This window comes from Flavobacterium sp., from assembly GCF_035299245.1.
Taxonomy (GTDB): domain Bacteria; phylum Bacteroidota; class Bacteroidia; order Flavobacteriales; family Flavobacteriaceae; genus Flavobacterium.
In genome coordinates, this window is record NZ_DATGWY010000016.1 from 220,471 (window position 1) to 233,104 (window position 12,634).

Annotated in this window: 9 protein-coding genes; 5 read left to right on the forward strand and 4 right to left on the reverse strand. The window is 34.5% G+C overall.

Annotation, left to right across the window (positions count from 1 at the left end):
* Positions 1–60: 60 nt before the first annotated feature.
* The 4 genes from VK161_RS12315 to VK161_RS12330 form a co-directional block, all read right to left on the reverse strand.
* Positions 61–912 carry an N-acetylglucosamine kinase gene (locus VK161_RS12315; protein ID WP_324215083.1) on the reverse strand — a complete coding sequence of 284 codons (852 nt, stop codon included), beginning with the start codon at positions 910–912 and terminating at the stop codon, positions 61–63.
* A 208-nt stretch (positions 913–1,120) separates the two neighbouring features.
* Positions 1,121–2,131, reverse strand: a complete 1,011-nt coding sequence (gap, locus tag VK161_RS12320; protein ID WP_324215084.1) for a type I glyceraldehyde-3-phosphate dehydrogenase — start codon at positions 2,129–2,131, stop codon at positions 1,121–1,123.
* A gap of 71 nt (positions 2,132–2,202) precedes the next feature.
* Complete coding sequence (gene pfkA, locus VK161_RS12325; protein WP_324215085.1) at positions 2,203–3,189, reverse strand: 6-phosphofructokinase; 987 nt, start codon at positions 3,187–3,189, stop codon at positions 2,203–2,205.
* A gap of 151 nt (positions 3,190–3,340) precedes the next feature.
* Complete coding sequence (locus VK161_RS12330; protein ID WP_324215086.1) at positions 3,341–7,792, reverse strand: translocation/assembly module TamB domain-containing protein; 4,452 nt, start codon at positions 7,790–7,792, stop codon at positions 3,341–3,343.
* 174 nt (positions 7,793–7,966) lie between these two features.
* Here VK161_RS12330 and tsaD point away from each other — a divergent pair, with 174 nt between their 5' ends.
* From tsaD to VK161_RS12355, 5 genes are all read left to right on the forward strand, one after another.
* On the forward strand, positions 7,967–8,989 hold the full coding sequence (gene tsaD / locus VK161_RS12335; protein ID WP_324215087.1) for a tRNA (adenosine(37)-N6)-threonylcarbamoyltransferase complex transferase subunit TsaD: 1,023 nt from the start codon (positions 7,967–7,969) through the stop codon (positions 8,987–8,989).
* 1 nt (position 8,990) lies between these two features.
* Positions 8,991–9,695: a 16S rRNA (uracil(1498)-N(3))-methyltransferase gene (locus tag VK161_RS12340; RefSeq protein WP_324215088.1), complete on the forward strand. Its 705-nt coding sequence runs from the start codon at positions 8,991–8,993 to the stop codon at positions 9,693–9,695.
* A gap of 4 nt (positions 9,696–9,699) precedes the next feature.
* Positions 9,700–10,338 carry a DUF4159 domain-containing protein gene (locus VK161_RS12345; RefSeq protein ID WP_324215089.1) on the forward strand — a complete coding sequence of 213 codons (639 nt, stop codon included), beginning with the start codon at positions 9,700–9,702 and terminating at the stop codon, positions 10,336–10,338.
* A gap of 154 nt (positions 10,339–10,492) precedes the next feature.
* Entirely contained in the window at positions 10,493–11,455 is a 963-nt protein-coding gene (locus VK161_RS12350) for a zinc metalloprotease (protein WP_324215090.1), read from the forward strand.
* A gap of 77 nt (positions 11,456–11,532) precedes the next feature.
* Complete coding sequence (locus VK161_RS12355; protein ID WP_324215091.1) at positions 11,533–12,624, forward strand: AI-2E family transporter; 1,092 nt, start codon at positions 11,533–11,535, stop codon at positions 12,622–12,624.
* Positions 12,625–12,634: the final 10 nt, after the last annotated feature.

The window sequence follows — 12,634 nt, forward strand, 5'->3', positions numbered from 1 at the left end:
CGTTTGGTTGATTAATTATTTGAATACCTAACAGGTTTTGGAAAACCTGTTAGGATAAATTTATTTATTTAAAATATGGTAAGCAATTAAACCGTCAATTGGTCGGCGTAGTACATTACCCACTTTTATGTCGTATTGTTCTAAAACTTCTTCTAATTCGTCTTTTAAATAGAAAGCTATTGAGCCAACAAAATGAACTAATACATCGTGACAATTTTCAAATTGCATGATGTAATTTTCAACAAAGTCTTTCATTTCTGCTTTGATGATTTCTTTACAGAAAGGTGCATCTTTGTGTTTGATTAAAAACTTAGCAAACGTTGCTAAATAAGCATTTGGATTGGGTTCTTTGTATAAATTATGTTTGATGTAATCGGCATCAACATTGTATTCTTCTTCGAATTCGCGTGCCATTTCTTTTGGCATTTTGTTGAAGTAATAACCGCGTAATAAATGGCGCCCAAAACGATTTCCAGAACAATCATCCATGGCAATGTAGCCTAATGATTGCACTTTTTGATGCAGAATTTTTCCGTCAAAATAGCTGCAATTAGAACCTGTTCCAAGAATACAAACAATGGCTTGTTCGTCTTTTGGAGTGGTTGCATAAACCGCAGCATAGGTGTCTTCATGAACTGAAACAGCAGCATTTGAAAAATATTCTTTAAAAACAGTAGTTAAAAAATCTTTCATGCGATCGGTTCCGCAACCTGCGCCGTAAAAGAATAAGTGTGATGCTTTGTCTTTGTTGTGCGAGATGTCAAATTTATCATCTAAACGAGCAATAATTTCTTCTTTATCTAACACTTCGGGATTTAAACCAAGTGTTTGAGTGGTAAAAAGAACTTTGCCGTTTTCGTCTATTGCAATCCAATCGGCTTTGGTTGAACCGCTGTCTACGAGTAACTTCATTATTATTTTAGTGTTTGGTTGGTTTGTTTAGTTTGTTGTTGCCCTAGCCCCGATAGAAGCCGATATCCTTTTTATTGCTTTGAGAAAAGCCTTTCCGTTGCACACAAGATGATAAGCAATAAAAAGATAAAGGCGATAGCGGGAAAAAGCTTCTAAAAATAACAAATCCTATCCACATAATTGCGAACAGGATTTGTAAATGTATGAATTATTTTAAACCAGCAACGTGAACTGATAAATCGATTAATTTGCTTGAGTACCCGTACTCGTTATCGTACCATGAAACTAGTTTGAAGAACGTTGAATTCAAACCAATTCCAGCTTTTGCATCAATTACTGAAGTTCTAGAATCGCCAACGAAATCTTGAGATACTACGTCGTCTTCTGTAAATCCTAAAATTCCTTTCATTTCGTTTTCAGAAGCTTTTTTAAGAACTGCCATGATTTCATCGTATGAAGTTTCTTTGGCTACTTTTACTGTTAAATCAACTACTGAAACGTCTACGGTTGGCACGCGGAATGACATTCCTGTTAGTTTACCATTTAACGATGGAATTACTTTTCCAACTGCTTTGGCTGCACCAGTAGATGATGGAATAATGTTTACACTAGCAGCGCGTCCGCCTCTCCAATCTTTTCGTGATGGACCATCAGCAGTTAATTGAGTAGCAGTTGTAGCGTGTACTGTTGTCATCAAACCTTCTACAATTCCGAAATTATCATTGATTACTTTTGCTAATGGAGCCAAACAATTGGTGGTACATGAAGCATTTGAAACGATAGTATCAGTTGCTTTTGCTTCGGTATGATTTACACCCATTACAAACATTGGAGCGTCTGCAGAAGGAGCTGAAATAACTACTTTTTTGGCACCACCATCAAGGTGTGCTTGGGCAGTTTCTAAAGTGGTGAAAATACCTGTACATTCGGCAACTACATCAACATCTACATCTTTATCGTCCCATTTGATTAGTTTAGGATCTTTTTCAGCAGTAACTCTGATGAATTTATCGTTTACGTATAATTTACCTTCTTTCACTTCTACTTTTCCGTTGAAACGACCGTGAACTGAGTCGTATTTCAATAAGTAAGCCAAATGTTCAACGTCTAATAAATCGTTGATGGCTACAACTTCTACATTATCTCTGTTATAGGTTTCTCTGAAAACGATTCTACCTATTCTTCCAAATCCGTTAATTCCTAATTTTACTTTTGACATTTTTTTAAGCTTTATGCTTTAAGCTTTATGCTTTAAGCGAATATTAATAGTGTTATTTTATTATTTATGATTTATGTTGTCATGATGTCTGAAACACGAAGCAACTCTCTGTCGATTTCAGAATGGCCTTTGATGGCTTGTTCTAATGGAGTTAATGCCACTTTATCGTTGAGCATTCCAACCATGAAATTAGACTTGCCTTCCAATAGAGATTCTACCGCTTTTACTCCCAATCGACTGGCTAAAACTCGGTCATAACATGATGGTGAACCACCGCGTTGCATGTGACCAAGAACCGAAACTCTGATGTCGTATTCTGGGAAATTTTCTTCGATGTAATCTTTGAGTTCAAATACGTTTTTACCGATTTTATCGCCTTCAGCAATGACCACGATACTTGATGATTTTCCTGATGCTTTACTTTTTCGCAATGAATCTAGTAAGCGCTCTAAACCTAGATCTTCTTCTGGAATTAGAATTTCTTCTGCTCCAGCTCCAATTCCGGCATTAAGTGCAATATGGCCTGCATCTCTTCCCATCACTTCTACTAAAAACAGTCGATTGTGGGAACTGGCCGTGTCGCGGATTTTATCGATGCATTCTACTACAGTATTCAAAGCCGTATCATAACCGAGAGTGTGACTGGTTCCGAAGATGTCGTTATCAATTGTTCCTGGAATTCCCATTACTGGAAAAGCAAATTCTTCATTGAAAATTTCAGCTCCAGTAAACGTTCCGTCTCCGCCAATTACAACTAAAGCATCAATGCCTGCTTTTACTAAATGATTGTGGGCTTTTTCACGACCTTCTTTGGTCATGAATTCTTTTGAACGAGCCGATTTTAAAATGGTTCCGCCTTTATTGATAATGTTATTTACAGAACGTGGACCCATTTCTTTAAAATCACCTTCTATCATTCCTTGGTAACCTCTGTAAATCCCAACACATTCAATATTGTGGAAAGCACACGTTCGAACAACAGAGCGAATGGCTGCATTCATTCCAGGAGAATCTCCACCCGAAGTAAGTACACCTATTTTTTTTATTGTTTTTGACATTTTTTTTACAATTTTATGTAAAATTAGCAAACAATCGCGATATAAAATAGGTGATATTTAGTATATTATTAAAAAAATCGAAATTCAAACGTTTTCGTTGATAAGTTTTTAAAATGGGAAGTGCAATGTGAAAAAATATGCATTTTAAGAATTATTCTTCTTGAGGAATGGCTTCTTTGTTGTGTTTATTTTCTTCTTTCTTTTTTTGTTCTTCAGAATCATCTCCATTCATTTCGATGTGGTCAGGAAAGAAGTTTGAATCGTCAACATCTTCAGTTTTTTTTTCCACTTCAATTTGATGTTTGGTGAAAATTTTATTGACTAATTCTTTAAATGTATTGAAGTCTACTTCATAATTCAATCCAAGCCCTTGAGTATAACCGATACCTTGTCCGATATAGTTAATGTCGTTTTCACGGTTGAATACACGAAGATTAAGAGTTCCGTCTTCGTTTACACGGTATAAAAGCTCAAAATTACCCACAACAGCCGATTCGTTGATTCCGCCTACAGGAACACCTACTACTCCATTTATGGTAATTCGCTCGTTAATTTTAGTAGAAATATTGGCTACTACTCTACCATCGGTTTCCCGACCTGGAGTTCGGTCGGCTTGATTGTATCCAAATCCCAATTGAAATTTGTCTCCACTATTCCCAAAAAGTTGACTTAGCATATTTCCTGCAGTTTCGTACAACGAACCATAAGCAGCGTTACTAGCATTTTCTGCTGTGATAAATGAACCCGTTGATAAAAGAGCTAAAGCCTGAGTTTGACGTGTTGATGGGTCATCTAAAACGGTTTGTATTTCTGACTTAAGTGTACTTGTTACAGTCGGAAAACTGATAATAAAATCAGGCTCCGGACTATTAATTGTACCTTTTAAATCAATCGTAACTTCTACTGGAACTTTTTTATTCAGCGAGGAATTATTGATTAAAACAGCGGGATTAGCCTGAGTTTCATATACTGCTTGTAAATCTAAATTAGCGCGATACGGATCGCCTTCCCAAGCAATGTAGCCGTTCTTTTTTACAGTAAAATTCTTATCAAATAAACCACCGTATTTAAAATTATAGGTTCCTTTTTCAACTACAAAGTCACCATACATTAAAAACTTTCCTAAAGTGTTGATTCTGAATAAAAGTCCACCTCTTCCGCTTCCTTTCATTCCGTGTCCTGATGCTCTATCCAGAATTACTTCAATATTAGCATCGGGAGTAATATCAAATTCAAAATTCAATTCCAAACCTTTGTAATTTCTGCCTCTGGCTTCTTCGCTTACAACACGATTGTATTTTTCGTCTTCAGTGATAAAATGAATGTATTCTTTTTCGTCGATTGCACTGGCATCGTTGATAGGAATTTTGATGTCGGTTCCTTTTTCTGATTTGGCAACAACATCAATTACCAAACCATCTGTCGGACCATACACTTTTGCATTACCATTGATATAAGCAGTTCCGTAATACGCTGCATCTTCACTATCTTGAGTATTCAATGCCAATAATCGGTTGGAATCAATATTGATGTCCAATTCCCATTCACCAAATTGTTTGTGCTTTACAAATCCGTTGATGAATCCTTTTGAGTTGAATTTGGTATCGAAAATAGAAGTTCGTTGAATAATGAATTTACTTTGGGTTACGTCTACAATTGAATTGTCTTCGAGTTGTAAATCGACGTTTAGATACGGGATTGTAAGTCCGGTTTTTTCCAAAAACAAACGTCCGTTGTAATCAATATTGTTTACATTTCCATCCAAACGAGCGCTTCCTGAAACCGAACCTCTAATGTTTCTAAACACGTCGCCACCTAAATTACTCAAAACACCTAAATTAAATTTACGGAAATTCAAAACTACATCAAGCAAAGCTTCTTCATTAACGATTTGAAGATTTCCAATAGCACTAAAGGATTCAAAATTTTCGTTTTCGATTGTTGAATTGATTAAAAACTTTCTGAAATTCTCATCGCCTTCAATATTCAAAATCATGTCGCCGAGTAAATTGTCGTTTACTTCCAATTGATTGATGCGAAGATTGGATGTTGGTTTATAGACGGAATTGACCTGCTTAATATTTACTTCTCCATCGACAAATCCTTGGAAATTAAATTTATTTACATCGGGAGTAATTTTATTTAAATCGACATCATTAAAGACGAGGTTGATGTCTTTATCATCTTCCCCTTTGAGCATTCCACTGAGCAACATCGATTGATTCTCGTGTGAAACAACTATATCATCAAAAGTAAAATTGGAAAGCGTTTTATCAAAAATAATTCGATTTTTCTCATTATTTGTTGCATTTACATTCCACAAATAATCTTTAAACATCATTTCCGAATTTTTAAATCCGACTATGTTATTTTTGCTTTTGTCTATGGTATGATACAAGTTCAGGTTGTAGAAATCGTTGCCCAATCGTCCGCCTTTGAACTCCGTTCTAAAGTGAAGCGTATCATTCGAAGTAACATTAATTAAAGAGAAATCACGAATTTTGTAATTTTTCGTTTTGATGCTGTCCATCTGAACGTAGGCATTGTAAAGCGGATTTTTATTGTCAATATCAACTATAATTTTATCGAATTGGGTATTGAAAGCCGCAATCGAATCGGAAGCAAATTTGAGTTTGAAATCGTTATTATCACCTACTATACTTCCACTCAAAACCGCATCGGGCGATAAAACTATATCCGGGCGGAAGATTTCTACGATTTTGTTGAATTCAGAAAAATTGAATTTAATGTATTGACCTTTGCCTATTTTATTGGGCTTGTAATTGGTGTATAAACTTCCGAGTGAGTTTTGAACGATTTTGGCCAGCTGATTGAAATCGTATTTACCTACTATTTGACCGCGAATTTCATTAGGCGAATACAAACTGATAGTACGTTCATTGAATTGATCAAATTGTGAATTAACCGTTACATTATCAAAGAAATAAATGTCTTTTTCATTTTGATAAGAAGCATTCGATATGATTACATCGCCTTTTAGGTTATTAATGGAACTTCCTGAAACATTCATCTGAACATCGCCTCTAAAAACTGAAATTTTGTTGTTGATGAAATTGAGATTTTTCAGATTGGCATAATCGACTTTGGCGTTAAAATCATAAATGTTTTCGCGCTTACTTAAATCGACTTTACCATCAAAATCTAAAAATAAATTGGGATCATTTACATTGACTTTTCCTTCAAAAATTGGTTTCTTGAATTTCCCATCAGCAATGATGTTTTTATAGGTATAGCCATTGTAAGTAAAACTAGAAATTGTACCCGACATCTTAGTATCAATGTATTTTTCGGTAAATCCTTTTCCGTCTACATCGATATCAAGAGTTACAATTCCGAAATCATTACTGTTCATGAAACTACCCAAATTGAATCGATCCAACTGAACATTTCCAATGTATTTGGCATTGTCAATGTTATCGATGTTGGTCATAATCATTTTTGATTTTACATTACCCAATTGAGTAGTTAATTCAAAATCAGTGTCAATTGAAGTGGTAGTAATCTCGGCATCGCCTTTTAAATTGAACTGACCTAATTTCTTTAATGAAGTGGGCAGTTTTTTCCCAAGAACATTAGGCAATAAAGTAGTTAAATCAGTATAATTAGAAGACACTTTATCAAAAGAACCGTTCATATAAAACCCGCCTTTTCCTTCTTTTTGAAACAGGTTTCTAAAATTAACATCCCCAATAATTTGAGTGTTTTTATTGTCTTTAAGAACGAGGTTTTTTGCTGTTAAATCGTTAAGCGTTCCATCAATTTTACCACTCAGTGCAAACTGCTGATTCTTCCCTATTTCTTTATAGAAGTAGCGAATATCGTTGGTAGCAATAGAAGCTTTTTCGGTATTTATATCAAAAATCACTTTGTTGTTGAAATCGGCAAAATCTTTACGATTGTATTTTAAAATAATATCTCCTTTGAATTCAGATTCTTTAGTTTTTAGATCCAATTCTTCCAAACGAATGTTCTTTTTGGTGTAGGTGAATTTGGATTTTAGGTTTTCAACTTCCAATCCGCGGTGGTCTCTGAACGACATTTTATCGATGGAAGTGGTCACATCCGGACCTTTAATTTTGAAGTCAGACACTACAGCATTCAACTTTGTAAAATCAACATCTAACGGCACTTTCCTATTGTAATCAAGTAAGGTAAAACGGCTGTCTACCAATGTAATTTCTTTGGAAGTCATCAAAAATTTACCTGACGATTTCTTTCCGTTATCAAAAGCAGCTACAAATTTATCGAGATTGGTGTCTTTCTGACCTTTATATGTTATTACTTTGAGTCGCAGATTGTCCGCTTTAATCGGTCCGAAAATTAAATTCCCATCCAACAGTTGATTGACGTCTTTTACACTGGTTTTAATTCGACTTGAGGAAATTAAAGTATCTTTTTTTTCATCCAAAACCAATACATTTTTCAGATGAACACCACCAAAAATGGAAATTTCTACACGTTCTACGTTGATATTGGTACCAAAATCTTTGTTGAGTTGTTCTGTAAGATAATGTGCTATTTTAGTTTGTACGACAGGAAGCGACAATAAAAACCCTATAAGCAACAATAACAGTATCAGCACTATGAGAGTGCGAAAGACTATTTTTCGTATCTTTTTAAAACGGGTATTTGATTTTTTTTCTTCCAAAATAAGCTTTGGTTTTGCCAGAAACCTTGAAAAATAGTTACTTTTGTAAACGTAGTAAAATTAACGTTTTATGGCGGTTTTCCAAATAGTAAACAAAAATTATGCCCAATGAGTAAGTCCGATGTCTATATTCTTGCAATAGAAAGTTCATGCGATGATACAGCAGCAGCAGTTCTTAATAACGACAAAGTACTATCGAATGTTGTTGCGCGCCAAAGTATTCATGAAGAATATGGCGGAGTTGTACCTGAACTGGCCTCGAGAGCACACCAACAAAACATTGTCCCTGTGATTGATGTTGCACTCAAGAAGGCCAATGTTGATCGTTCCCAATTAAAAGCCATTGCTTTTACTCAAGGTCCGGGATTGATGGGGTCGCTGCTTGTTGGAACTTCTTTTGCTAAATCATTATCGATGGCATTGCATGTTCCATTGATAGCTGTGAATCACATGCACGCTCACATTTTAGCTCATTTTATTGATGAAGAAGGATTTGATAAACCCAAGTTTCCCTTTTTGGCTTTGACAATTTCCGGCGGACATACACAGATCGTAAAAGTTAATAGTTTTTTTGATATGGAAATCATCGGTGAAACTACAGATGATGCTGTTGGTGAAGCATTTGATAAAACCGCAAAAATATTAGGTTTGCCTTATCCTGGTGGACCGTTAATTGACCAATTAGCAAAAGAAGGTAACCCGAAACGATTTGCTTTCACCAAACCCAAAGTGGAAGGTTTGAACTTTAGTTTTTCGGGATTGAAAACACAGATTTTGTACTTTGTACAGAAAAATGTAAAAGAAAATCCGAATTTTATTGAAGAAAACAAAGCGGATGTTTGTGCTTCTATTCAAAATATAATCATAGAAATTTTAATGGATAAGTTGAAATTGGCAGTGGCTGAGACTGGAATCAATCAAATTGCGATTGGTGGTGGAGTTTCGGCAAATTCAGGCATTAGAACTACTTTGAAAAATGCTGAATCCAAATACGGTTGGAAGACTTTTATTCCGAAGTTTGAATACACAACTGATAATGCTGCAATGATAGGAATTGTGGGCTACTATAAATTTTTAGAAAATAAGTTTAACGATGCTTCAATTGTATCGAAAGCCAGAATCGAATTTTAAGATGCAATTATTCTACAACCCAACCATAAATTCGACCGAAACTTCTTTTATTTTTGATAAAGAAGAAAGCAAACATATTATTAAAGTTTTACGTAAAAAAGAAAATGATATTTTACACGTAACCAATGGTTTAGGTTTTTTATTTACTACCAAAATAAAACTAGCTTCGGACAATAAATGTACGGTTGAGATTGTTTCTTTTGAACAACAAGAACGACCAAAGTTTCGCTTGCATTTAGCGGTTGCTCCGACTAAAATGAACGAACGTTACGAATGGTTTTTGGAGAAAGCAACCGAAATTGGCATACAAGAAATTACTCCTATTATTTGCGAACATTCGGAGCGAAAAGTAGTCAAAACCGATCGTTTTGTTAAGATAATTGAATCGGCTATGAAACAATCGTTGCATTATTATTTACCTAAATTAAACGAGCCGATTTATTTTAAAGAATTTGTAAAAAGAGACTTTAGCGGGCAAAAATTCATCGCTCATTGTGAAGAAACGGACAAAAAATCGCTGAAGAATGAATTGCAATCGAATAGCGATTGTACAATCCTAATTGGTCCGGAAGGTGATTTTTCTGTTAAAGAAATCCAATTGGCTTTGGATGCTAATTATATTCCTGTATCTTTGGGAAGCACTCGTTTACGAACTGAAACCGCTGCCATTGTAGCTTGTCATAGTGTTGTTTATACAAATGAATAAATCAATGAAAAACTATTTATTTTTATTGCTATTGCTTTCAACTTCTGTTTTCTCACAGGAAATTGCTCTTTTAAAATACAGTGGCGGAGGCGATTGGTATGCCAACCCAACTTCATTGCCCAATTTGATTCGTTTTGCCAATCAAAACATCAACACCAAAATAAAAACTAAAGCAGTAACCGTTGAGCCAAGTAGTCCCGAATTATTTTCCTATCCATTTGTACACATGACCGGACATGGAAATGTTGTTTTTAATGAAAGTGATGTAATCAATCTCAGAAACTATATGCTTTCAGGAGGTTTTCTGCACATTGATGACAACTTCGGTATGGATGAGTACATACGCAAAGAAATAAAGAAACTTTTTCCTAATAATAACTTAGTTGAGATTCCTGCTAATCATGCTATTTTTCAAAAACCCTACACTTTTGCTGGCGGATTGCCTAAAATTCACGAGCACGACGGCAAAAGACCTCAAGCCTTTGGTATTTTTGAAAACAATAGATTAGTGCTTTTATACACTTTTGAGTGTGACTTGGGCGATGGTTGGGAAGATCCAGAAGTACACAACGACCCAAAAGAAGTACGTGAAAAAGCTTTGAAAATGGGAACTAACATCTTGAATTACATCTTCTGCAACTAAATATCTAAATAAAGTCAGGACTAATTACAGCAGACTAAATAGTTATCAACAATGCATTTCGTCGATTTTTTAATAAAAAAATTACCAAATGTTTTCTTTTTAAAACTATTTATTATAAAATTGCTAATAATTAACCAAACACCATACTTTATTTATGAAAAAAATCTTATTATCAGCATCCTTATTGATGATGTTGTTTTCATGTCAAAACGAAGAAAAATTAAGCGCAGATGATTCAACTCCAGTTGCTTCTGAAAGAAAATGTGAGTCAGACGAAGTTTTAAAAAGACAATTGTTAGAAAATCCAGGAATGGCTCAACGATTGCAAGAAATTGAAGACTTTACCAATGAGTACATTTCACACGGTCATCACAATCGTTTAGTGAACGGAAAAATTGAAATTCCAGTAGTTGTTAATGTACTTTACAAAACAGCAGCTCAAAATGTTTCATTGGCTCAAATCCAATCACAAATTGACGTTTTAAATAAAGATTTTAACGCCCAAAATACGGATTATAATTCAGTTCCTGCTTTGTTCTCTGGCGTAAAAGCAAATGTTGGAATCACATTTGTTTTGGATCAAGTAGTTAGAAAATCAACAACTAAAACATCTTGGGGAACAGCAGACGCGATGAAAAAAACTAGCAAAGGCGGAATTGCTCCTACATCTCCTACAACTAAATTGAACCTTTGGGTATGTACAATTGGAAACGGAATCTTAGGATACGCACAATTTCCTGGAGGTGCTTCTGCTACTGATGGAGTAGTTATTGACTATCGTTATTTTGGTACTACTGGTACAGCAACTGCACCTTTTAATTTAGGAAGAACTGCCACTCACGAAGTAGGTCACTGGATGAACTTACGTCACATTTGGGGCGATACTACTTGTGGAAATGACTTAGTTGCTGACACTCCAACTCACAATACTGCTAATTACGGAATTCCAGCTTATCCTCATTACAGTACTTGTGCTGGAACACCAGTTGAAATGACTATGAATTATATGGATTATACCGATGATGCTGGAATGTACATGTTCTCATTAGGTCAAAAAGCAAGAATGGAAGCTATATTTGCTGTTGGTGGCGCTAGAAACTCATTCGCACAACCATAATAACAGAAATAGCATATTTTAAAAAGAAACTCATCATTAATTGGTGAGTTTTTTTTATTTTTAGGAAATTTTAAAAAATGCTTACTTCAAAAACCATCGCTAACGGAATTCTAAGAGCCATCGGAATACTTACTTTGATAGTACTTCTACTCTATTTTATTTATCAAATTCAAACCGTAATTATCTATATCATTGTGGCTATTATTTTTTCAATGATAGCCAATCCTATAATTGAATTTCTTCGAAAAAAGCTTAAATTTTCAAATACTTTAGCGGTTTCAACTACTTTGGTTCTTTTTATATTTTTGTTGATTGGTTTGTTCTTGCTTTTTGTCCCATTAATCACCTCACAAGGAAATAATTTGTCATTATTAGATACCCAATCCATCCAAACACGATTGGTCAGTTTGTATGGTCAACTCAATACTTATTTAGATTCTCATAATATTGATATAGAGCAAGTGGTCAAAGAAGCCGATTTGACTTCGAAATTGCGGTTCAACTATTTTACTGATTTTTTTAACTCAGTCATCGGAACCATAAGCAGTTTGGGGATTGGTATAGTATCTGTATTTTTTATTAGTTTTTTCTTTTTAAAAGACAAAGTTCAGTTCATTGTTGGTGTCAAACGCATTATACCAGAAAGTCAAGAAGATAAAATATTGAATTCCATTGATAAAATTCGAGATTTATTGACACGGTATTTTATTGGATTGATTATTCAATTGACAATTATTTGCATTTTATACCTAATTGTGTTGTTGATTTTTGGAGTTGAGAATGCATTTGTAATTGCTTTTTTGTGTGCTATACTAAACATCATCCCTTATGTAGGTCCGCTTATTGGATCCATTTTAGCTGGAGTTTTAACTATGTTAAGTAATATTAATAACGACTTTCAAACCGTTACTCTTCCAACAACTATTTATGTAATGATTGGATTTTTTATTGTTCAATTAATTGACAATAATGTTTCTTCACCTATTATTTTTTCTAAAAGCGTCAACTCACATCCATTAGAAATTTTCTTGGTAATTTTGATTGCTGGAATTTTATTTGGAATCGTTGGGATGATTATCGCAGTTCCACTCTACACTATCTTGAAAGTCATTGGCAAGGAATTTTTTCCAGAAGTAAAAATCATCAAAGCATTAACACGAAATATTTAAGCACATTTCA